Source organism: Xenophilus azovorans DSM 13620 (genome assembly GCF_000745855.1).
Classification (GTDB): Bacteria; Pseudomonadota; Gammaproteobacteria; order Burkholderiales; family Burkholderiaceae_C; genus Xenophilus; species Xenophilus azovorans.
Genome location: NZ_JQKD01000008.1, coordinates 98,114 through 120,351, shown reverse-complemented (window position 1 = coordinate 120,351; position 22,238 = coordinate 98,114). Strand labels below are relative to the sequence as shown.

At 71.1% G+C, this 22,238-nt stretch carries 21 protein-coding genes and 2 pseudogenes; 9 read left to right on the top strand and 14 right to left on the bottom strand.

The window, feature by feature from the left end; translation table 11 throughout:
* Positions 1-62 precede the first annotated feature (62 nt).
* The 3 genes from Q392_RS07450 to thiL all read left to right on the top strand — a co-directional run bounded on the left by Q392_RS07450 (position 63) and on the right by thiL (position 3,530).
* A complete protein-coding gene (locus Q392_RS07450) occupies positions 63-1,340 on the top strand; it encodes a cation:proton antiporter (RefSeq protein ID WP_038203926.1) in 1,278 nt (425 codons plus the stop codon).
* Between the two features lie 80 nt (positions 1,341-1,420).
* Positions 1,421-2,545, top strand: a complete 1,125-nt coding sequence (locus Q392_RS07445) for a YbdK family carboxylate-amine ligase (RefSeq protein ID WP_038204195.1) — start codon at positions 1,421-1,423, stop codon at positions 2,543-2,545.
* Positions 2,546-2,552: 7 nt separating this feature from the next.
* Positions 2,553-3,530, top strand: a complete 978-nt coding sequence (thiL, locus tag Q392_RS07440) for a thiamine-phosphate kinase (protein ID WP_038203922.1) — start codon at positions 2,553-2,555, stop codon at positions 3,528-3,530.
* A 25-nt stretch (positions 3,531-3,555) separates the two neighbouring features.
* Here the strand turns inward: thiL and Q392_RS33840 are convergent.
* The 11 genes and pseudogenes from Q392_RS33840 to Q392_RS07390 form a co-directional block, all read right to left on the bottom strand.
* Positions 3,556-4,635 (bottom strand): annotated as a pseudogene (locus Q392_RS33840) (acyl-CoA dehydrogenase family protein); the annotation flags it as partial.
* 51 nt (positions 4,636-4,686) lie between these two features.
* A pseudogene (locus tag Q392_RS33835) lies at positions 4,687-5,871 on the bottom strand (acyl-CoA dehydrogenase family protein); the annotation flags it as partial.
* Positions 5,872-5,893: 22 nt separating this feature from the next.
* Entirely contained in the window at positions 5,894-6,706 is an 813-nt protein-coding gene (locus tag Q392_RS07430) for an enoyl-CoA hydratase (protein ID WP_038203919.1), read from the bottom strand.
* Positions 6,707-6,732: 26 nt separating this feature from the next.
* Positions 6,733-7,236: a nuclear transport factor 2 family protein gene (locus Q392_RS07425; protein WP_038203916.1), complete on the bottom strand. Its 504-nt coding sequence runs from the start codon at positions 7,234-7,236 to the stop codon at positions 6,733-6,735.
* Between the two features lie 34 nt (positions 7,237-7,270).
* The gene (locus Q392_RS07420) at positions 7,271-8,773 is read right to left on the bottom strand and encodes a class I adenylate-forming enzyme family protein (protein ID WP_038203912.1); all 1,503 of its coding nucleotides are present in this window, start codon (positions 8,771-8,773) and stop codon (positions 7,271-7,273) included.
* A gap of 31 nt (positions 8,774-8,804) precedes the next feature.
* A complete protein-coding gene (locus Q392_RS07415; RefSeq protein ID WP_038203909.1) occupies positions 8,805-9,761 on the bottom strand; it encodes a branched-chain amino acid ABC transporter permease in 957 nt (318 codons plus the stop codon).
* A 10-nt stretch (positions 9,762-9,771) separates the two neighbouring features.
* Positions 9,772-10,632, bottom strand: coding sequence for a branched-chain amino acid ABC transporter permease (locus tag Q392_RS07410; protein WP_038203906.1), 861 nt, complete (start codon positions 10,630-10,632; stop codon positions 9,772-9,774).
* A gap of 120 nt (positions 10,633-10,752) precedes the next feature.
* Positions 10,753-11,985 carry an ABC transporter substrate-binding protein gene (locus Q392_RS07405; protein ID WP_051953059.1) on the bottom strand — a complete coding sequence of 411 codons (1,233 nt, stop codon included), beginning with the start codon at positions 11,983-11,985 and terminating at the stop codon, positions 10,753-10,755.
* Positions 11,986-12,029: 44 nt separating this feature from the next.
* Positions 12,030-12,734 (bottom strand): ABC transporter ATP-binding protein, encoded by a 705-nt coding sequence (locus Q392_RS07400; RefSeq protein WP_038203904.1) that lies wholly within the window; start codon positions 12,732-12,734, stop codon positions 12,030-12,032.
* Positions 12,718-13,530: an ABC transporter ATP-binding protein gene (locus tag Q392_RS07395; protein WP_245610662.1), complete on the bottom strand. Its 813-nt coding sequence runs from the start codon at positions 13,528-13,530 to the stop codon at positions 12,718-12,720. The genes Q392_RS07400 and Q392_RS07395 overlap by 17 nt, the downstream gene beginning before the upstream one ends.
* Positions 13,531-13,541: 11 nt before the next feature.
* On the bottom strand, positions 13,542-14,984 hold the full coding sequence (locus Q392_RS07390; protein ID WP_038203901.1) for an aldehyde dehydrogenase family protein: 1,443 nt from the start codon (positions 14,982-14,984) through the stop codon (positions 13,542-13,544).
* Positions 14,985-15,246: 262 nt separating this feature from the next.
* Between Q392_RS07390 and Q392_RS07385 the strand changes: the two genes are divergently transcribed.
* The 4 genes from Q392_RS07385 (at position 15,247) to Q392_RS07370 (ending at position 17,662) form a co-directional block, all read left to right on the top strand.
* The gene (locus Q392_RS07385) at positions 15,247-16,071 is read left to right on the top strand and encodes a DeoR/GlpR family DNA-binding transcription regulator (RefSeq protein ID WP_245610661.1); all 825 of its coding nucleotides are present in this window, start codon (positions 15,247-15,249) and stop codon (positions 16,069-16,071) included.
* Between the two features lie 115 nt (positions 16,072-16,186).
* The gene (locus Q392_RS07380) at positions 16,187-16,780 is read left to right on the top strand and encodes a phosphatidylglycerophosphatase A family protein (RefSeq protein WP_084216925.1); all 594 of its coding nucleotides are present in this window, start codon (positions 16,187-16,189) and stop codon (positions 16,778-16,780) included.
* Positions 16,781-16,793: 13 nt separating this feature from the next.
* Positions 16,794-17,288, top strand: a complete 495-nt coding sequence (locus Q392_RS07375; RefSeq protein WP_038203895.1) for a CinA family protein — start codon at positions 16,794-16,796, stop codon at positions 17,286-17,288.
* 50 nt (positions 17,289-17,338) lie between these two features.
* A complete protein-coding gene (locus tag Q392_RS07370; RefSeq protein WP_038203892.1) occupies positions 17,339-17,662 on the top strand; it encodes a GNAT family N-acetyltransferase in 324 nt (107 codons plus the stop codon).
* Between the two features lie 11 nt (positions 17,663-17,673).
* Here Q392_RS07370 and Q392_RS07365 read toward each other — a convergent pair whose 3' ends face one another.
* The 3 genes from Q392_RS07365 to Q392_RS07355 form a co-directional block, all read right to left on the bottom strand.
* Entirely contained in the window at positions 17,674-17,904 is a 231-nt protein-coding gene (locus Q392_RS07365; RefSeq protein ID WP_038203890.1) for a hypothetical protein, read from the bottom strand.
* 125 nt (positions 17,905-18,029) lie between these two features.
* Positions 18,030-18,830, bottom strand: coding sequence for an SDR family oxidoreductase (locus Q392_RS07360; protein WP_038203889.1), 801 nt, complete (start codon positions 18,828-18,830; stop codon positions 18,030-18,032).
* An 84-nt stretch (positions 18,831-18,914) separates the two neighbouring features.
* The gene (locus tag Q392_RS07355; RefSeq protein WP_038203886.1) at positions 18,915-19,691 is read right to left on the bottom strand and encodes a YecA/YgfB family protein; all 777 of its coding nucleotides are present in this window, start codon (positions 19,689-19,691) and stop codon (positions 18,915-18,917) included.
* A gap of 66 nt (positions 19,692-19,757) precedes the next feature.
* Between Q392_RS07355 and Q392_RS07350 the strand changes: the two genes are divergently transcribed.
* Complete coding sequence (locus Q392_RS07350; RefSeq protein WP_038203883.1) at positions 19,758-21,380, top strand: FMN-binding glutamate synthase family protein; 1,623 nt, start codon at positions 19,758-19,760, stop codon at positions 21,378-21,380.
* The gene (locus tag Q392_RS07345; protein WP_245610660.1) at positions 21,377-22,225 is read left to right on the top strand and encodes a BUD32 family EKC/KEOPS complex subunit; all 849 of its coding nucleotides are present in this window, start codon (positions 21,377-21,379) and stop codon (positions 22,223-22,225) included. The genes Q392_RS07350 and Q392_RS07345 overlap by 4 nt, the downstream gene beginning before the upstream one ends.
* The last annotated feature ends 13 nt before the right edge of the window (positions 22,226-22,238 follow it).

Below are 22,238 nucleotides of genomic sequence, written 5' to 3'. Positions count from 1 at the left end.
GCAGGCGTCCAGAGAATTCCGGCGCCGGCCCCCCGGGCCGGCGCATCCGTCTTGTCCTGCCGATGAATTTCTTCACTTCCGAACTGCTGGGCTTCTGGGCCGAATGGGTGCGCCCCACGGCCGGGCTGCCCACCGTGGGCTGGGCGCTGCTGGTGGCCGCCGCGGCCGCCGCCGGCCACCTGGTGCAGCGCTACATGGGGCTGCCCAAGGTGGTGGGCTACGCGCTGGTGGGCACGGTGGTCGGCCTGGCCGGCTTCGGCGGCGCGGTCTGGCCGCTGCGGGGCACGGCCCTGTTCCTGCTCGAGCTGGGCGTGGCCATCGTGCTGTTCGAGGCGGGCGGGCGCCTGCCGCTGGGCTGGTTCCGCCACAACCCGATGGTGCTGGCGCAGAGCGTGGTCGAGTCGCTGCTGACCTATGCCGCGGTGTGGCAGTTGCTGACCTGGCTGGACGTGCCGGAGCCGGTGGCGGGGCCGCTGGCCACCATCGCCCTGGCGGCCTCGCCGGCGGTGCTGATGCGCGTGGCCATCGACACCCGCGCCTCGGGCCCGGTGACCGAGCGCGCGATGGCGCTGGCCACGCTGGGCACCTTCTACGCGCTGGTGCTGGGCTATGCGCAGGCCAGCCTGGTGGAGCGCACGCCGCTGGGCCTGTTCGACCGCTTCTACCCGGTGCTGGTGGTGCTGGGGCTGTCCTTCGTGGTGGGCGCGCTGATGGCGCTGGCGCTGCGCTCGGCGCTGCGGGTGATGAGCCCGACCAGCGAGAACACCTCGATCCTGCTGCTGGCCATCATCGGCGCCGGCGCGGCGGTGGCGACGCACTTCGGCGGCGCCGCGCCGCTGGCGGCGCTGATCGGCGGCGTGCTGCTCAAGCTGCTGAACCCGCGGCCGTGGGCGTGGCCGCAGCAGCTGGGCACGGCCTCCTCGCTGGTGACGATGCTGATGTTCGTGCTGGTCTCGATGGTGGCGGCGCAGGCCGAGTGGAGCCGGCCGGTGGCCACCACCGTGCTGGCGCTGATCGTGGTACGCACCATCGCCAAGATCGCCGGCGTGGCGCTGGCCAACCCGGGCAGCGGCGCGAGCTGGCGGCAGGCGGTGTGGGTGGGCTGCGCGATGTCGCCGCTGTCGTCCATCGCGCTCCTGATCGCCTCCAGCTTCGTCACCGCGTCGCCGCTGCTGGGTCACCTGGTCACGCAGGTGGCGCTGCCGGCCATCCTGGTGATGGAGGTGGTGGGCGCGGTGCTGGCCACGGTGGCCATCCACGCCGCCGGCGAGAGCTCGCGCCCCTGGCGGCCGGAGGCCTTCCCGCCCGCGGAAGAAACGCAACGGGATACACAACGATGACGCCCTCGATCTTTTCCGACGCACCCGCCGAGGCGGTGCACGTGCCGGAGGCGCTCAAGAGCCAGGCGGACCGCCGCATGGTGCCGCTGGAGCCCTTCAGCAGCTCCAAGGCGCTGTCGCTGGGCGTGGAGCTGGAGCTGCAGCTCGTCAACACGCACGACTACGACCTGGCGCCCTACGCCGAGGACATGCTGCGCGGCATGGCGCAGTTCAAGCTGCCGGGCAGCGTGGTGCCGGAGATGACCTCGAGCATGATCGAGATCTCGACCGACATCTGCCACTCGGCCGAGGACGTGCTCAGGCAGCTCACGCCCATCCGCGACGCGCTGGTGAAGACGGCCGACCGCCTCAACATCGCGGTGCTGGGCGGCGGCACGCACGCCTTCCAGCAGTGGCACGAGCGGCGCATCTACGACAAGCCGCGCTTCCGGGAGCTGTCGGAGCTGTACGGCTACCTGAGCAAGCAGTTCACCATCTTCGGCCAGCACGTGCACGTGGGCTGCCCCGACGCCGACGCGGCGCTGCTCATGCTGCACCGCATGAGCCGCTACATCCCGCACTTCATCGCGCTGTCGGCCTCCTCGCCCTTCGTGCAGGGGCAGGACACGGCCTTCGACTCGGCGCGGCTGAACTCGGTGTTCGCCTTCCCGCTGTCGGGCCGCGCGCCCTTCACGCTGAGCTGGCGCGAGTTCGGCGACTACTTCGAGCGCATGACGCGCACCGGCGTCGTGCGCAGCATGAAGGACTTCTACTGGGACATCCGCCCCAAGCCCGAGTTCGGTACCATCGAGATCCGCGTCTTCGACACGCCGCTGACGGTGGAGCGCGCCGCCGCGCTGGCCGGCTACGTGCAGACGCTGGCCTCGTACTTCCTGCAGGAGCAGCCCTTCGTGCCGAGCGAGGACGACTACCTCGTCTACACCTACAACCGCTTCCAGGCCTGCCGCTTCGGCCTCGACGCCGTGTACGTGGACCCGGCCACCGGCGACCACCTGCCGCTGCGCGAGCACATCCTGCGCACCATGACCATGCTCGAATCGCACGCCAACACGCTCGACGCCACGCGCGCCTTCGCGCGCCTGCGCACCGACGTGGAGGCCAGCCACAACGACGCGCGCTGGCTGCGCGAGCGCCAGGGCAGGGAACGCCTGCTGGCCGAGGTGGTGCGGCAGGCGGCGCAGCGCTTCCGCACCCCGGCGGCCTGAGGACGCGATGGGCGAGTTCGAGCTGATCGCGCGCCACTTCACGCGCCCGGTCCCGCCGGGCGGCAGCGTGGCGCTGGGCGTGGGCGACGACTGCGCGCTGCTGGCGCCGGCGCCCGGCATGCAGCTGGCCGTCTCGTCCGACATGCTGGTGGAGGGGCGGCACTTCCTCGCCACCGTCGATCCGGCCGCACTCGGCCACAAGGCGCTGGCCGTCAACCTGAGCGATCTGGCCGCCGCCGGCGCGAAGCCGCTGGCCTTCACGCTCGCGCTGGCGCTGCCGTCGGTCGACGACGCCTGGCTGGCCGGCTTCGCGCGCGGCCTGTTCGCGCTGGCCGACGCGCACGGCTGCACGCTGGCCGGCGGCGACACCACGCGCGGCCCGCTCACGATCTGCGTCACCGTGTTCGGCGAGGTGCCCGCCGGCGGCGCGCTGCTGCGCTCCGGTGCCCGGGCCGGCGACGACCTGTGGGTGAGCGGCACGCTGGGCGACGCGCGGCTGGCGCTGGAGGTGTTCCGCGGCACGCTGGCCGTGCCGGCGGAGGTCTTCGCCGCCGCCCGCGCGCGCATGGAACGGCCCACGCCCCGCGTCGCGCTCGGCCAGGCGCTGCGCGGCACCGCCACCAGCGCCATCGACGTCAGCGACGGCCTGGCCGGCGACCTGGGCCACGTGCTGCGCGCCAGCGGCGTGGGCGCGACGCTGGATGCCGACGCCGCGGCCGCGCGCGTGGCCGCGCGCGGCGCGCCCGGCATGGAGGCCTTCGATGCGCCGGCGTGGCGCAGCCTCGCGCTGGCCGGCGGCGACGACTACGAGCTGGCCTTCACCGCGCCCGCCGCGGCGCGCGCCGCCGTCGAGGCGGCGGGGCGCGCCGCCGGCACGCCGGTCACGCGCATCGGCCGCATCGAGGCCGAGCCCGGCCTGCGCATCGTCGATGCGCAGGGTGCGCCGGTGGCGCAGCGCTTCGCTTCATTCGACCACTTCTCCTGAAGCATCGGCGGCGCGCCGGCAGCTTTCAGGCTTGCAGAACGGCGAGCTGGGTGTCGACGTCCCCGCCGAGCAGGCGCACCGTGGTCAGCAGGCGGAAGTAGGTACCCAGTTCGTATTCGGCCGTCATGCCGATCGCGCCGTGCAGTTGCACCGCCTGTTCGCCGATGAATGCCGCCGCCTCGGAGAGGGTCAGCTTGGCCGCCGCGAGGGCCTTGCGGCGCTCCCCGGAATCGGCGCGCACCGCCCAGTCCGCCGCCAGCGCGGCCATGGCCTGCGCCTTCAGCAACTGGATCCGCATGTCGATGAAGCGGTGCCGCAGCACCTGGAACTGGGACAGGGCCTGCCCGAACTGCCTGCGCTCGCCCAGGTAGCGCGCGGTCATTTCGCACACGGTCTGCATGGCTCCCACGCCGAGCGCGCCCAGGGCGGCGATGTGCCAGCCGTGCAGTTCCTCGATGAGCCCGTGCGCCGCCTTGCCTCGCGCCAGCAGCACCGCCTTGGGCACCGGGCCGGAGAGCTTCAGGTCGCCCAGCGGCGTGCCGTCGAGCCCACGGTAGCTTCGCGTGATGGTGCAGGCCTCGGCAGGCACCAGGAAGAGCGCGACCTCGTCGCCCTCGCCGGCCAGCCGCGCGGACACGATGAGTGCATCGGCGCCGGGCGCGTAGTGGACGCCGGTCTTGATGCCTTCGAGGCACACGCCGCCGCTCTCGATCCGGGCGACGGCCTGCGGCGCATGCCAGTCGTACCGGGTGCCGGCCTCGTCGAACGCCGGCGTGACGAGCGCGCCTGCTTCGGCCTCGTGCATGCGCGAAAGCCATTCCCGGGCCGCCCCGTCCGCGCATCCGCGAAGCGCCAGGGTGGCAAGCACCGAATGCGGGATGAACGGCGTCGACGCGCCCGCCCGGCCCAGCTCGCGCAGGGCCAGCATCGCCTCGGTTGCGCCGCCGCCGAGCATCTCCGCCTGCTCGGGCGCCAGCAGGCCGGTCACGCCGAGTCCGACGAGGCCCGCCCACAGGGCCTCCTCGCGCTGCGGATCGGCCTCGTCGGGGAGGCAGGGCGCCGCCTTCGCGTCCCGCAGGTAGCGCGCGAGCATGTCCTGCAGCATCTCCTGCTCTGACGACAGCCCCGCATCGGGCTCGCGGCCGGCCGGCGCGTCGAGCAGGAGCCTGGCGGTGATGTTCTTCTGGATCTCGTTCGAGCCGCCGTAGATCGAGGTCTTCCGCATGTTGAGATAGGTGGCGGCCAGCGGCGCGCACCAGCTCGCGCGCGCGTCGCCCGCCACCCCGCCCCGCCTGAGCGCTTCGCGATCGAAGACCAGGCTGCCCGATGCGCCGGCCAGCAGGCTCAGGTCGGCGATCGCCTGCTGCAGCTCCGAGCTGACGATCTTCAGGAACGACGCCGAGTGCGCATCGGTCACGCTCCCGGACGTGAGCAGCCGGAGGTTGACCGTCTCGATGGTCACCAGCTCGGCCTCGAGCCGTGCCAGCCGGGCGCCGAACAGCGGGTCGTCGATCAGCCGGCGCCGGCCGCACGGCTCCCGCTCGGCGATGCCGCGCAGCCGTGCCAGGTCGCGGCGGCACCAGCCCATCATGGTCCCGAAGTTGGCGCGCTCGTGCGCCAGCAGGTACTTGGCGTAGGTCCAGCCGCGGTTCTCCTCTCCGACGAGGTTCTCTGCCGGTACCTCGACGTCGTTGAACCAGACCTCGTTGATCTCGTGCGCCCCGTCGAAGGTGATGATCGGCCGGATCTCCACGCCCGGCGAGCGCAGGTCGATCAGAAGAAAGGAAATGCCCTCCTGCGGCCGGCCCTGCGTGCTCGTGCGCACGAGGCAGAAGATCCAGTCGGCGTACTGCCCGTGCGTGTTCCAGACCTTCTGGCCGTTCACGACATAGCGGTCGCCGCGGCGCTCGGCGCGGGTGCGCAGGGAAGCCAGGTCCGAGCCCGCGCCCGGCTCGGAGTAGCCTTGCGACCACCAGTGCTCCAGGCTCGCGATGCGCGGCAGGAAATGCTGCTGCTGCGCCGCGTTGCCGTACTTCATGAGCACGGGCGCGACCATCTTGTAGCCGAAGGGAACCAGCTCGGGCGCCCCCGCCAGCGCGCACTCCTCCTCGAAGATGTGGCGTTGGATCGCATCCCAGCCCGGGCCGCCCTGCTCGACGGGCCACGGCGGCGTCCCCCATCCGCGCGCATGCAGGGCGCGATGCCATTGCACGTAGTCCTCGCGCTCCAGCGCATAGCCGCCCAGCACCTTGCGGCGGGTCTGCGCCGGCAGATGGCTCGCGATGAACGCGCGCACCTCGGCGCGGAACTGCTCCTGCCCGCTCGTCAATCGAAACGACATCGATCCGTCCTCGTGCGCCGGATCAGTTGCCGGTGAAGCGCGGCGCCCGCTTCTCGACGAAGTGCGCGACGCCCTCGCGGAAGTCCTCGCTCTTCACGCTTTCCGACATCTCGCGGTTCGCGTCGATGGTGGCCTCGGCCAGGGTCTGGAACGGCACCTCGTACTGCTGCCGCTTGATGACGCGCATGGAGCGCGGCGACACGTTGTCGACCAGGTCGCGCGCGTAGGCGTAGGTGGCCTCGGCGAGCTTCTCGGGCGGATGCAGCTTGTTGACCAGCCCCATCGACAGCGCCTCGTCCGCGCGGAACTTGCGGGCGGACAGCAGCAGGTCGAGCGCGTTCGCGTGCCCGACGATCAGCGGCAGCATCCAGCTCAGCCCATGCTCGGCGATGAGGCCGCGGCGCGCGAACGAGGTCGAGAACACGGCGGTGTCGGCCGCGAAACGGATGTCGCAGTACAGCGCGTGGACCAGCCCGATGCCGGCCGTCGCGCCGTTGAGCATGCCGATCACCGGCTTGGGCACGGCGGGGTAGAACGAATAGCGCGTCTGGTAGTCGGGACGGCGGTTCATGTCGAACGGACGCATCCACGAATCGCTCCTGATGTCGTTCGGGTCGAGGTCCTTCAACTCGTCCATGTCGGCGCCGGCGCAGAAGCCGCGGCCCGCGCCGGTCAGCACGATGGCGCCGACGCCTTTGTCCTGCGCGGCCTGTTCCATCGCGTCGCGCACTTCGCGCTCCATGGTCTGCGTCCACGCGTTCAGGCGCTCGGGGCGGTTCAGCGTGATGGTCGCAACGCGGTGCTCGACGGTGTAGAGAATGTCCTGGTAGCTCATGGCGTTCCTCGATGGATGGGCGCCCGTCACGCGGCGCTGTTCTGCCTGGGGCGGACGAGATAGGCCTGCGTCTCGGGCCGTTCGCGCAGTTCACGCGCCCAGCGGCCGAGCACCTTCTCGATGCGCGGCGCGGCGACGCCGAGCTGCGCCATCGCGACGCCGCCGTTGACGGATTCGCGGTAGTCGCTGATCAGGCCGTCGCGCAGCTCGAAGCGGCTGATGCCGTCGATGACGACGAACTTCCCGGCGAAATCAGGCACACGCGAGGTGAAGCTCGACAGCGACCAGGCGTAGGCCAGGTTGCCGTTGCAGACGGGGTCGAACATCTCCCACCGGTAGTCCGGCCCGGCGTCGCGGTGGAAGAGCCCGGACATCATGTGCGCGATGTCGGCACGGCCGGTGTGGTCGCCGTAGATGTAGTCGTGGTAGACGCCGTCGGGCGTGAAGCAGGCGGCGAAGGCCTCGCCATCGCCGGCCTCGGCGGCGGCCGTGAAGCGCTGCAGGAGCGCGCAGAACTCGTCTTGGGTCATGGGATCCGGTCCTGTGGAGGGGAAGGGGAAGACTTCAGGCGTTCGCCTTCAGGCGCAGCCGCGCCCGGTCGATCTTTCCGGTGGCGTTGTGCGGCAGCGAATCGACGAAGCGGACTTCGCGCGGCACCTTGTAGCGGGCGAGCTGCGTCTCGCAGACACCCAGGATGTCCCTGTCGGTCAGTGCCGCGGAAGCCCTGACGTACGCGACCACGCGCTCGCCGAGCCGCGAATCCGGCACGCCGATGGCCGCGGCCTCGAGCACACCCGGGATGCCGTAGAGCACTTCCTCGATCTCGCGCGGATAGATGTTGTAGCCGCCGGTGATGATCAGTTCCTTCTTGCGGTCCACGATGTACAGGAAGCCGTCCGCGTCGACGTAGCCGATGTCGCCGCTGTGGATCCAGCCGTCCTTGAAGGTGGCGGCCGTCATCTCGGGTTGCCCCCAGTAGCCGCGCGCCATGCCCGGCGTGCGGATGATGACTTCGCCATGCTCGCCGACCGGCACCTCTTTCCCGTCGTCGTCGCAGATGCGCAGCTCGACGCCCCAGTAGGGCTTGCCGGCCGAGCCCATGCGCCGGCCCTCGGGGTCGAAGCGGTTGCCGACGATGGACGGGCTCGCCTCGGTCATGCCGTAGCCCTCCGAGATCAGCACGCCGTACTTCTCCTCGAAGCGCCGGTGGACCTGCTCGGGCAGCGCCTGGCCGCCGGACACGCAGGCGCGAAGCGTCGACAGGTCGAGGCCCTCGGGCACGGGTGCCTCCAGCAGGGTCCAGTACATGGTGGGCACGCCCATGAAGACGCTGACCTTCTCGCGCTCGATGGTCCGCAGCGCCGTCTGCGCATCGAACTTCGGCGCGAGGACCAGCCGCCCCCCCACGTGCAGGAAGGTCGAGAACAGGCAGGTGTGCGCGTAGACGTGCGCGAAGGGCAGCACGCCATAGCCGACGTCCTGCGGCGTGAGCTTCAGCAGGTCGTTGGCGAAGGCCTGGATGTTCCACAGCAGGTTGAAGTGCGACAGCTCCACGCCCTTGGGCCGGCCCGTCGAGCCGGAGGAGTAGAGGATGACCGCCGTCTCGCCGGGCTCGAACTCCGGAAACGGGAACGCCAGCTTGCCGGGCATCAGGGTGAGCCCCGCGGCCTCCACGCCCACGTCGATGATGGTGCCGCGCGCGTTGAACTCGGGCAGTGCCTCGCGCAGCTCGGCGGCATGGCGTCCGTCGTCGATGATCAGCGCCGGGCTGCAGTCGCGCGCGATCGCGGCGATTTCCGGGGTGACCAGCAGCGGATTGACCGGCACCGGGATCGCCCCGCTCTGCAGGACGCCCTGGTAGATCACCACCCAGGCGATCGAGTTCGGCAGCGCGATCACCACGCGCTCGCGCGGCTTCACCCCCATCACGCGCAGCGCGTTGGCGCAGCCCGCGGCCATCAGGTCGAGTTCGCCGTAGGTGACGTTGCGGTCGCCTTCCGTCAGCGCGACCGCGTGGGGCCGCGTCCGGGCGTGCCAGCGCACCGACTCGGCAATGTTCAGGGCCATTTCTCGGATTCCTCTTTGTTCGTGTAGTGATTCAGCGCCCGGCGCCCCGGCGGCGGCGGAACAGGCCGCCGATCATGGGCACCAGGCCGCGCGGGAAGAAGATCATCGCCACGATGAGCAGCACGCCGTAGGCGATGAACCGGAAAGTTTCCGCCACGCGCAGGACCTCGGGAAGCGCGACGACGAGCCCGGCGCCGACCAGCGGCCCCGCCAGCGTGCCGCTGCCGCCCAGGATCACGGCGAGGATGGCGTTCATCGATGCGTCCACCGAGAAGGGCGAGGGGTTGATGAATCCCACGTAGTGCGCGTACAGGGCGCCCGCGAAGCCCGCATACAGCGCGCTGCCGATGAACGCAGCCAGCTTGTAGCGCGCGCACGAGATGCCCAGTGCCTCGGCATAGTTCTCGTTCTGCCGGGTCGCCTGCCAGGTGCGCCCGACGCGCGAGCGCACCAGCCATGCCGCCGCCACGCTGGTCATGACGAGCGCGGCCAGCACGAGATAGTAGTAGTGCGAACGGTTGCTGAAGTCGATCTCGCGGCCGGCCAGGTGAAAGCCGGCCGGCACGGGGATCCGGCTCAGGCCCGACTCGCCGCCCGTGATGTCGATCGCGTTGATCAGCACGATGAAGATCACCATGTTGTAGGCCATGGTCACGATCGCGAAGTAGTGCCCCTTCACGCGCAGGGACGGATAGCCCGCCACCAGCGCCACCGCGCCGGTGAGCAGCGGCGCCACCAGCAGCGAGGCCCACACCGGCAGGCCCAGCCGCATGCTCAGCAGGGCCGAGGCGTAGGCGCCGACGCCCATGAAGCCGCCCTGCACGATCGAGACGTAGCCGGTGTAGCCCTGGATGAAGTTGGCACCCTGCGCCACGATGGCCCAGACCATCGCGAGCACCGCCAGGTGGATGTAGTACTTGACGTCGAGCACCAGCGGCAGCAACGCGGCCAGGACGACGAGCAGGAGAACAGGCAGCTTCTTCATCATATCGGTCTCCTCATCCCTTCTTTCTCATGAGGCCCTCGGGGCGCAGCAGCAGCACCCCGATCATGATCACGAAGGAGATCACGTCCTTGTACGCCGACGACAGGAAGCCGGCCGACAGCGACTCGCTGACGCCGAGGATCAGCCCGCCGACGATCGCGCCCGGGATGGAGCCCAGTCCGCCCAGGATGAGCACGGCGAAGCCCTTGATGACCAGGCCGCCGCTCACGCCGGGCGCCACGGCGAAGAGCGCGCCGACCAGGGCGCCCGCCGCCACGGCGAGCGCCGAGCTGAGCGCGAAGACGATCATCGAGACGCGGTTCACGTTCACTCCCATCAGGATGGCCGCCGGCCGGTTCTGGGCCACGGCCCGGATCGCCGAGCCCATCCACGACTTGTTGATGAACAGCGTCATCGCGACGACCAGCACGACGGCGATGATGAAGACATAGGCGCGCAGCTCGGGGATGACGACGTCGCCGAACTCGAACACGTCGCCGAAGGGGCTGGGCACGATCACCTGGTCGGGCCCGAACATCAGCAGGTTGAGCTTCTCGATCAGCATCGTCAGGCCGAGCGCGATGATGAAGGCGTTGATGGGCGCGTCGTTGCGCACCGGGTGGTAGGCGAGCCTCTCGATCAGCACGCCGAGCGCGGCGCCGGCGACCATGGCCAGCGGCATGGCGGCCAGCATGTTCACGCCCAGCGTCTGCATCAGCCAGTACGTCAGGTAGCCGCCGAACATCGCCACGCTGCCGTGGGCGAAGTGAGCGATGCCCAGGATGCCGAAGATGATGGTCAGGCCCAGGGCGATCAGCGTGTACACGCTGCCCACCACCAGGCCGTTCAATACTTGCTGGATGAGTTCGGTCATCGCCGCCAGGCCCCGTTCAGGAGGATGAGCCGCACCCGCCGCACGGCGCGTGCGGGCTGCGGGAAGAAGAAGAAAAACAAGGGGCCATGGACCGCACCGCGCAGCCCGATGGCCCGCGAGTCACTTGCGCAGCGAACGCAGGTAGGCGGAGTAGGCCTTGGCGTCCGACGGCAGTTCGCCGGCGAAGGTCCACTTGCCTCCTTTCCACACGAAGGCGCCGTTGGAGATGTAGGCCTGGCCGTTCTCGTCGAACATCCTGCCGTCGATCGGGATGTACTTCAGCAGCGCGTCCGAAGGCACCGGCAGGGAGCGGACCGCCGCGATCAGCTTCTTCACGTCGTCCACGCTCTGCGCCTTCCTGATCGCGTCGCGCAGCACGTACACCTGGTCGTAGGCGTACGCCGTGTTGGGCGTCGGCTCTTCCTTGTACTTGGCCTTGTAGGCTTCGGCGAATCGCCTGGCGTTCTGGCTGCCCAGGGCCTGCACCGAGAACTCGACCGCCAGCAGGTCGGTCACGCCTTCCATCTGGTCGTTGGTCGCGACCTTGAGGAACTGCGCCTCGCTGCCGCCGCTGAAGCCGTAGCGCGGCATCTTCATGCCCAGCTCCTTCGACTGGCGATAGGCGAAGGCCGCCTGCTCGACATAGCCGGAGATGAACACCGCGTCGGGCTTGAGCGCGCGCAGCTTGGTCAGCTGCGAGCTCATGTCGCGGTCGTGGCCGCCGAAGGTCTCGACCGCGGCCACCTTGCCGCCCGCCTCGGTGAAGGCCTTGATGAGCTCCTCGCGGTACTGCGTGAACAGGGCCACGTCGCGCACGGCCAGCACGCCCAGGTTGCGCACGCCCTTCTCGTACAGGTAGCGGCCGGCCGCGGCGCCCGTGTAGTCGCCCGGCGGCCGGGTGCGGAACACGTTGGCGTTGCCGGCGGCGGTGATGTCGCGCGCGCCGGCCGTGCCCACGAGCATCAGCACGTCCTCGCGGCCGATGAAGGACGCCACCGCGCCGCCGGAGGCCGAGCAGCAGAAGCCCAGGAGCACCTTGACGTTGTCGCGGTCGATCAGCTTGCGCACGACGTTGGTCGCCTCGGTCGGGTCGGCCTTGTCGTCGTAGGCGATGGTCTTGATGCGGTAGGTGTCGCCGCCCACCGCGATGCCGCCCGCCGCATTGATCTCCTCGACGGCGAGCTCGATCGCCCGCTGCTGCGGCAGGCCGTACACGGCGCCGCCGCCGGAGAGCGCGTCGCTGATGCCGACGGTCAGTGTCTTGTCGGCCGCCTGGGCGCCCAGCGACGCCAGGGCCAGGGCGGCGGCTGCGCAGGCGGCGCGCAGTGTGCGGTTCGGATGCTTGGATGTCATGTTTGTCTCTCTTTCCTGTTGACGAAACGGGTGGCTCGCGCCGGTCAGTGCCCGAGGTAGGCGTTGCTGATTTCGGGATTGCCGCGAAGGCTCGGGCTGTCGCCTTCGAGGCGCACGGTCCCCGCCTCCAGCACGTAGCCGCGGTCGGCCACGCGCAGGGCCATGGAGACGGTCTGCTCCACGAGCAGCATCGTCACGCCGCGGGCCTTGATCGCCAGCAGGATCTGCTCGACCTCGTCGACGATCTTGGGCGCCAGGCCGAGCGAGGGCTCGTCCAGGATGCACAGCCGCGGACGCGCCATGAGCGCGCGTGCGATGGCGACCATCTCCTGCTCGCCGCCCGACAGGGTGCCGGCCTTCTGGCCGATGCGCTCCCGCAGCCGCGGAAAGAGGCCGAGCATCTCGTCGAGATCCGACTGCCAGCCTCCGGCGCGGCGGCGGCTGTAGGCCCCCATCCGCAGGTTCTCGAGCACGCTCATCTCGCCGAAGACCTGGCGGCCCTCGGGGCACATGCTGATGCCCAGGTGCGCGATCTCGTGGCCGGGCAGCGAACGCAGCGAACGGCCCTCGAACCGCACGTCGCCGCCCTTGATGGGAACGAGCCCGCAGACCGCCTTCAGCGTGGTCGACTTGCCGGCGCCGTTCGGTCCGATCAGGGCGACGCACTCGCCCTGCCCGACCTCGAAGGAGACGCCGTGCACCGCTTCGATGCTGCCGTAGGCGACGACCAGATCAGTGACTTGCAGCATCGCCGTGGTGTCCCAGGTAGGCCTCGATCACGGCCGGGTTGTTGCGGATTTCGGCCGGGGTGCCTTCGGCGATCTTTTCCCCGAAGTTGAGCACGACGATGCGCTGGCACACCTCCATGATCAGGCCCATGTGGTGCTCGATCACCATCACGCTCACGTCGCGCTCGGGCAGCCGCCTGATCAGCGCGGACAGCACGCGGCGCTCGCTCGCCACCATGCCGGCGGCCGGCTCGTCCATCAGCAGCACCGCCGGGCGGCTGGCGAGCGCGCAGGCCACCATGAGCAGGCGCTGCTCGCACACGCTGAGCATCGACACGCGCACGTCGCCGCGCCCGCCGAGGCCGACGAAGTCCAGCAGCTCGAGCGCCTCGCCGCGCACCCGCTGCGCGTCGGCGCGGGCCCCCGCCAGGCCGAGGACGTTGGTGGCCACGCTGCCCTGGTAGCGCAGGTTGGCGCCCACCAGGACGCTGTCGAGCGCGGTGAACTCCTCGAACATCTGCGTGGTCTGGAAGGTGCGCGCCAGCCCCTGCGCCACCACGCGGTTCGCCGGCAGGCCATGGATGGGGGTGCCCCCGAGGCGGATCTCGCCGGCCGTCGGCGGCATCGTTCCGGAGATCACGTTCACGCAGGTCGACTTGCCGGAGCCGTTGGGCCCGATCAGGCCGACCACCTCGCGTGCGCCCACGTCGAAGCTCACGCCCTTGAGCGCCGTCACGCCGCCGAAGACCTTCCTGACGCCGTCGAGGGTCAGCAGCGCGGCCCGCGGGGCCCGTGTGTCGGTTTGCATCGTCGTCATCGCGCTGCGGCTCAGGCGGCCTTGGGGGGCAGCGGCATCTGGATGGCCTTGTGCTGGAGGAACTCCTCCATGCCGTAGACGCCGTTCTCGCGGCCGATGCCCGACTGCTTGTAGCCGCCGAACGGCGCCTGGATGTTGAAGGGCGCGCCGTTGATGTCGACCTGGCCCGTTCGCATCCGGCGCGCCACGCGCAGCGCCCGCTCCACGTCGCCGGACCACACGCCGCCGGCCAGGCCGTAGTCGCTGTCGTTGGCCAGCTCGACCGCGTGCGCCTCGTCGCGGTAGCACAGGATCGACAGCACGGGACCGAAGATCTCCTCGCGCGCCAGCGCCGAGGCGGGATCGACCTTGCCGAAGACCGTCGGCGCGACGAAGTACCCGCGTGCGATGCCCGCGGGCGCCTGGCTGCCGCCGGCGATCAGCTCCGCGCCGCTCGCAATGCCCGCGTCGATGCAGGCGCGCACGCGCTCCAGTTGGCGCTTGTTGGCCAGCGGCCCGAGGCGGGTGCCTTCCTCCATCGGGTCGCCGACCGCGTGGCCCGCGACGGCGGCGGCGACCAGCGGCTTGATCTGCTCGTAGGCCGACGCCGGCACCAGCATCCGCGTGTGCGCGGAGCAGGTCTGCCCGGCGTTCTGGAAGCAGGAGGCGACGACGCCCTTCGCCGCCGCCGCGAAGTCCGCGTCGTCGAGCACCACCGCAGCCGACTTGCCGCCCAGTTCGAGCGCGACCTTCTTGACCGACGCAGCGCACAGTTGCGCGACGCGCCTGCCGGCCGCCGTGGAGCCGGTGAAGGACACCATGTCCACCTGCGGATGGCGCGCCAGCGCCTCGCCCACGGTCGGCCCGTCGCCTGTCACCAGGTTGAACACGCCGGCCGGCAGGCCCGCCTCCTCGATGACCTCGGCCAGCAGGAGCGCGCTCAGCGGCGCCGTCTCGGCGGGCTTGAGCACCACGGTGCAGCCCGCGGCCAGCGCCGGCGCCACCTTGCACGTGACCTGGTGCAGCGGGTAGTTCCAGGGCGTGATCGCGGCCACCACGCCCACCGGCTCGCGCACCACCAGCGAATGCCCGACCCGGGCTTCGAACTCGAACTCCGCCGCAAGCCGGGCGTACTGCGCCCAGGCGTACAGCGGCCCCGCCACCTGCATCTTCCCGCACTGCCCGAGCGGCATGCCGACTTCCGCGGTGATCAGGCGTGTGAACGCCTCCGCCCTCGCCTTCATGCCCCGGGCCACCTTCTGCAGCAGGGCGCCGCGCTCCTGCGCGGGCAGGGCCGACCACGCCGGGAAGGCGCCGCGCGCGGCACGCACGGCCCGCTCGACATCCCCGGCGGAGCACGAAGGCACGCTGCCGATGACCTCCTCGGTCGCCGGATTGACCACGAGGTGCCTGCCTCCCTCCTGGATGGGGCGGACCCACTCGTTGCCGATGAAGACGAGATCAGTCTGCTGCATGTGCTCTCCACGACCGGCCGGACCGGCCGTGGACGTCATCCACGAGCACCGAATCGAACCGTTGCCAAAATCGTAAATGAACAAAAGCGAACATGTTCGTTAATTTTCTAAGTGAAATCCCTTGATTGTTCAATCCGAAAACAAGCGATCAACGCGCCAAAGTGGCCCCTCGTAGAATTCGGCGCCCCCCGGCCCTCCTCCTTTCGGGAGGAGCTGCAGCCGCATGCAACCCGCTGAGAGCGAGAGAAGGCCGTAAATCCCCGTGTCGGAGCGACTGAACCCCAGGCAGCAGGCGCTGGTCGAGCGCGTCAAGCGCGAAAGAAGCTGCTCCGTCGAATCCCTGGCGGCCGCGTTCGAGGTCACGCCGCAGACGATCCGGCGCGACATCCTCCAGCTCGAACAGCTCGGCCTGCTGCGGCGCTATCACGGCGGGGTGACCCTCCCCGGCGGCGCCGACAACCTGGCCTACACGACGCGACAGACGCTGCTGTCCACCGAAAAGCGGCTCATCGCCGAGCTGGTGGCGCAGCACATCCCGGATCGCTCGTCGCTCTTCATCAACCTCGGCACCACGACGGAAGAGGTCGCCAAGGCGCTGCACCGGCACAGCGGGCTGCGCATCCTCACCAACAACCTGAATGTCGCCATGACGACGTGCGACTACCCCGAGGCGGAAGTCACGGTGGTGGGCGGCGTGGTGCGGCCGCGCGACCGCGGGGTGACGGGCGAGGTCGCCATCGACCTGATCCGCCAGTTCAACGTCGACTACGCGGTCATCGGCATTTCGAGCATCGACCTGGACGGCACCCTGCGGGACTATGACTACCGCGAGGTCCGGGTGACGCAGGAGGTCATGGCGCAGGCCCGGCAGGTGTTCCTGGTGGCCGACCACTCCAAGTTCGGCCGCCCCGCCCTCGTGCGCCTCGGCGAACTGCGCGACATCGATGCGTTCTTCACCGACATCCCGCCGCCTGCCGGCCTGCTGGCCGCCCTGCAGGGCAGCAAGACGGCGGTGCACGTCGCGCAGCCGTCCGAGCCGGCCGCCGAGGCCGCGCCGCGCCACGCGAGGAAGCACAGGCCGAGATAGCGGCCCGTCGCTCCGTCCCCGCGCGGGAAGGCCCGTGACAGCCAGGCGCGAGCCGATACCATTCCATGGCGCAAACGCGTGTCCGATACCGGCCCACCCCAGCGCGGCGCCCCGCATGACCCAGTCCGCTCCCCCGCCCCAGGCCACGCCTGTCCCGCCTCCCTCTTCCTCCTCCTCCTTGCCATCCCCGCGCCCCACCTTCCACTTCGCCTGGTCGCATCCGGCCCACGCCATCGCCCTGGGCTTCGGCGCCGGCCTCTCGCGCTGGGCGCCGGGCACGGTCGGTACGCTGTGGGCCTGGGCCGCGTATGCGCTGCTGGGCCAGGCGCTGTCGGCGGCGGCGATCGCCACGGTCATCGCCGTCTCGCTGGTGGTCGGCTGGTGGGCCTGCACCCTCACCGCGCGGCACATGGACGTGGCCGATCCGTCCAGCGTCGTGTGGGACGAGGTGGTCGCCTTCTGGATCGTGCTGTGGCTGGTGATGCCGGCCGGCTTCTGGGCCCAGGCCGTCGCCTTCGGGCTGTTCCGCTTCTACGACGCCGTCAAGCCCGGCCCGGTGGGCTGGGCCGACCGGCTGTGCAAGCGCCCGGCCGGCGCCGCGCCGCACGAGGGCTGGGGCTGGGCCGGCTTCGGCATCCTGTTCGACGACCTGGCGGCGGCCTTCTGCACGCTGCTGACGATCGCGGCGTGGCGCTTTTTCTTCTTCTGACGAGGACCCGGCGATGGACCTGGACGCACTCGACACCCCCGCCCTGGTGGCGCGCCTGGCCGAGCGGCTGCAGGCGCAGGGCCGCATGATGGCCACGGCCGAGAGCTGCACCGGCGGCCTGATCGCCGCCGCCTGCACCGACCTGGCCGGCTCCAGCAACTGGTTCGAGCGCGGCTTCGTCACCTACTCCAACGCCGCCAAGACGGAACTGCTGGGCGTGGATGCGGGCCTCATCGCCGCGCACGGCGCCGTGAGCGAGCCGGTGGCCCGCGCCATGGCTGCCGGGGCGGTGGCCCGGTCGGCGGCGCAGGTGGCGGTGGCCGTCACCGGCGTCGCCGGGCCGGCGGGCGGCTCGCCCGACAAGCCCGTAGGCACCGTGTGGTTCGGCTGGAGCGTGGACGGCGCCGTGCAGGCCGACCGCCGCCGCTTCGAGGGCGACCGCGCCGCCGTGCGCGCCGCCACCGTGCACCATGCCCTGCGCGTGCTCGCGGGGTTGCTGGCACGCTGAGGCCATCTGGCTTACCCTGAACCTCGCGCGAACCGACTGGAGACTGCCCGATGAACACGCCCGCGAACGACGACCTGCGTTTCGTCCTCAACGCCGACCAGAGCCGCCACGAAGCCTGGGCCGGCGACACGCTGGCCGCGTATGTCGAATTCAGCCAGCTGGCCAACGGGGTGCTGTTCTCCCACACGGAAGTGCTGCCGGCCTTCGAGGGCCGCGGCATCGGCTCGGCCATCGCCCGCCATGTGCTGGACACGGCGCGGGCCGAGGGCCAGCCGGTCATCCCGGCCTGCCAGTTCATCGCCGGCTACATCCGCAAGCACCGCGAGTACGTCGACCTCGTGCGCCCCGAGACCCAGCGCGCCTTCAACATCTGACGGCGCGGCCGTCAATGCGTTGCGGTGGTCCACGCCATGCGGCGCAGCATCTCCTGCTGGCGCGCGGCCTCGGCCTCGCGCAGGCTGCGGGCGGCGCGGGCCGCGGTGTATTCGGCATAGAGCGCGTCGATGGCGCGCTCCCAGTCGTCGTCGGCTGACGCCTCTGCGGCGGCGGGCGGCGGGGGCACCTGCGCGATGCCAGCCTTGCGCAGGATGTCGGCCTTCTGGGCGATGGACAGCATGGTGGTGGTGCGAGGTCGAGGGATGATGTTGCGAACAGTAACAACTGATCGCGCCGCGCGCATCCACCACCCGGGTTAGTCCGGAGCCGGCCTTGCGCAATAGTGCCGAAGCCGGGCGTTCATCCTCACACCACCGTCGGCACCGCCGCGCCGTCCATCGACAGCACCGCGCCCGTGACGTAGCTGGCGCGCGCCGAGGCCAGGAACAGCACCGCGTCGGCGATCTCCTCCGGCTCGGCGATGCGGCCCAGCGGCAGCCGCTCGGCGGCGCGGGCCAGCGCCTCCTCCACCGTGCCGCCGCGGTGCCGGGCCTCGGCGGCCAGGCCTTCCTGCAGCCGCTCGGTGGCGGTGAGGCCGGGGTTGACCACGTTCACCCGCACGCCGCGGCGCGCGTACGCGTTGGCGAGGCCGGCGCTGGCCAGCATCAGCGCCGCGTTGGCGGCGCCGCCGGCCAGGTGGATGGGGCTGGCGACCTTGCCGCCCGCGCCCACCACATTGACGATGGCGCCGGCGCCGCGCGCGGCCATGCGCTTGACCAGCGGGTCCATCATGTGGATGTAGGTGAAGTACTTGGCCTGCATGGCGGCGTGCCAGCGGGCGGCGTCCAGTTCGTCGGCCGGCGTGCGCCGCGCGGCGCCGGCGGCATTGACCAGCACGTCCACCGGCCCGTGCGCCTGCTCGATGCGGTCGAGCACCGCGACGGCGGCCAGCGGGTCGCTCAGGTCGGCGGAGAAGGTCGCCACCTGCAGCGCGGCGTCGGGCCGGGCGTCGGCCAGCGACAGCGCCGCCTCGGCCAGCGCGGCCTCGTTGCGCGCCACCAGGCTGACGCGCGCGCCCTCGCGCAGAAAGCCGCGCGCGCAGGCCAGGCCGATGCCCTTGCTGCCGCCGGTGACGAGAACATGCCTGCCTGCGAGTTCAAGATCCATGCGGCCATTGGGGCTCAGCGGACGCAGGCTGTCAAACGCCCGATGCCAAGGCCCCACGCTTCCTGCCGGAACGCCGTGGACCTTCTACGCGCCGTGGCACTTCTTGTACTTCTTGCCGCTGCCGCAGGGGCACAGGTCGTTGCGGCCCGGCTCGTCGGCCCTGCGCGCGGCCTGCACGCGCGGGCCCAGGCTCTTCCAGAGCTGGCGCAGGTCGTACACCGCCCAGATCGCCTCGCCGAAGTCCTCCAGCCGCTGCTCGCTCACGGTGGGCGGGCCGTCTTCGGCGTACATGGAGACGGCCGGCGGCGCGGTGTCGTCGCCGGCCAGCACCTCGATGGCTTCCAGCGCGTCCTCCAGCATGGCGGCGACCTCCTTGTCGCGCGGCGGCGCCCAGTCGTCGGCCCACTGCTCCACCGCCGCCAGGAAGCCCAGCGCCCACATCTGGCCGAAGGCGGGGATGTCGCCGTCGCCCGGCGCGTCGGCGCGCTCGTCCTCGGGCAGGGCGGCGATGGCGCCGCGCAGGTCCAGGCACTCGGGCTGCAGGCAGCGCTCGTCCTCCAGTGCGTCCAGGTCCGGTGCGTCCAGCGCGACCTCGATCTGCCGCCAGCGTCGGCGCCAGCGCCAGACGAACTCCATGTGCTGCGCCGGCGAGAAGCCCTCGCCGAAGAGCGCCGGCCAGTATTCCTGCGGCTCGATCGGCCGGCGCGTGCAGACCATCGCCGTCATGAAGCCGTCGCAGAACTCCCACTGCGGCACCTCGGCGCCCTGCTCGCGCATGGCGTCGAGCTCGTCGTCGAGGAAGTCGAAATCGTCGGTGGAGAGAGGGGCCAGGGCGGCGTCGGCGGGTGGATCGGCTGTCATGGGAAGGCTCGAAGATGAGCGCCCTATCATGCAGCACGCAGCCACGCCCCGAAAGAAGATGGCCCGATGAACCCCCTGCCCCCCCTCCGCTACCTGAGCTTCGCCCTGTGCGTGGCCGGCCTGGCGGCCAGCCTCGCCGCGGCGCTGCTGGTTCCGCACCTGTGGGCCGCCTGGCTCGCGCTGGCGGTGTTCGCGGTGCTCGCCGGCACCGGCGTGCACGACCTGCGGCAGACGCGCCATGCGGTGCTGCGCAACTACCCGGTCATCGGGCACCTGCGCTTCCTGCTGGAGTACATCCGCCCCGAGATGCGCCAGTACTTCATCGAGAGCGACACCGAGGCGGCGCCCTTCTCGCGCGCGCAGCGCTCGCTGGTCTACCAGCGCGCCAAGGGCGAACCGGACAACCGGCCCTTCGGCACGCAGCTGGACGTGGGCCGCCACGGCTACGAGTGGATCAACCACTCGCTGCAGCCGTCGCGGCTGGACGGCCACGACTTCCGCATCGTCATCGGCGAGGACTGCGCCCAGCCCTACAGCGCCAGCGTGTTCAACATCTCGGCGATGAGCTTCGGCGCGCTGTCGGCGAACGCCATCATGGCGCTGAACCGGGGCGCGAAGCTGGGCGGCTTCGCGCACGACACGGGCGAGGGCTCGATCAGCCGTCACCACCGCGTGCACGGCGGTGACCTGGTCTGGCAGGTGGCCTCCGGCTACTTCGGCTGCCGCGACGAGGACGGCCGCTTCAGCGAGGCGCGCTTCACCGAGAACGCGCGCGACCCGCAGGTGAAGATGATCGAGATCAAGCTCAGCCAGGGCGCCAAGCCGGGCCACGGCGGCATGCTGCCGGGCGCGAAGGTGACGGCGGAGATCTCCGCCGCGCGCGGCGTGCCGGCGGGCGTGGACTGCATCTCGCCCGCCGCCCACAGCGCCTTCGCGACGCCGCTGGAGATGATGGCGTTCGTCGCGCGGCTGCGCGAGCTCTCCGGCGGCAAGCCCACCGGCATCAAGCTGTGCATCGGGCACCCGTGGGAGTGGTTCGCCATCGTCAAGGCGATGCTGGCCACCGGCATCGTGCCCGACTTCATCGTCGTCGACGGCGCCGAGGGCGGCACCGGCGCGGCGCCGGTGGAGTTCAGCGACCACATGGGCACCCCGCTGCAGGAAGGGCTGCAGCTGGTGCACAACACGCTGGTCGGCGTGAACCTGCGCCATCGCATCAAGCTCGGCTGCGCCGGCAAGGTGATCACCGCCTTCGACCTGGCGCGCATGATGGCGCTGGGCGCCGACTGGTGCAACGCGGCGCGCGGCTTCATGATGGCGCTGGGCTGCATCCACGCGCAGGCCTGCCACACCGGCAAGTGCCCCACCGGCGTGACCACGCAGGACCCGCTGCGCCAGCAGGCGCTGGTGGTGCCCGACAAGGCCGAGCGCGTGCGCCACTTCCACCAGAGCACGCTGCACGCGCTGCAGGAGCTGGTGCAGGCCGCCGGCCTGGCGCACCCGCGCGAGATCACCGCGCACCACATCGTGCGGCGCATCTCCGACACCGAGGTGCGCCTGCTGTCCAACCTGATCATGCAGGTGCAGCCCGGCGCGCTGCTGGGCCCGCTGGACGGGCTGTACACCGTGTTCCGCACCTACTGGCCGATGGCCAGCGCGCAGAGCTTCCAGCCGGTGGCGGCGGCATGATGGACATGGCGGCCACGGCCCGGGACGTGCGCGCCGGCGACTACGCCGCGTTCCTCGCCGCCACGCTGCCGCGGCAGACGCGCGGCGTCGCCTCCCACCGCCTGGGCGAGGAGCGGGTGTGGCTCAAGAAGGCCGGGCCGCGCCACAGCCTGCTGCGCTACCGGCTGCTGGCGCTGCTGGCGCGGGTGTTCCGGCTGGACGTGCTCACGCCAGTGCCCAACCTGGGCGGCGAGGCGGCCATCGCCACCGAGGCGCGGCGCCTGCGCGCGCTGGCCGAGGCCGGCGTGCGCGTGCCGCGCGTGCTGGCCGAGCAGGCCGACGGCCTGCTCATCAGCGACCTGGGCGAAGGCGGGCGCGGCGCACTGGTCTTCAACGAGCGGCTGGACCAGGCCGCCGCCAGCGGCCCGGCCGCGCTGCGCGTGGCCTGGCGCGAGGGGCTGGACGCCATCGCCGCCGTGCATGCGCAGGGCTGCTACCTGAGCCAGGCCTTCGCGCGCAACCTGATGCGCTGCCCGGACGAGGTGATCGGCTTCATCGACTTCGAGGACGACCCGGGCGAGGTGCTGTCGCTGGCCGAATGCCAGGCGCGCGACTGGCTGAGCTACCTGCATTCCACCGCGCTGCTGATCGACGCTGCCGCGCCGCAGGCCGCGCGCGCCGACTGGCACGCCGCGCTGGCGCCGGCCGACCCCGAGGTGCGCCACCGCATCGCCATCGCGGCACAGCGCATGCGCTGGCTGCGCCGGCTGCCGCGCGGGCGCCGCTGGGGCCGCGACACCCAGCGCGTGCGCGCGGTGGCGCGGCTGCTGGCGCAGTGGCATCTGAGCCCGGCATCCAGCTCCTGACACGACGCCCCCG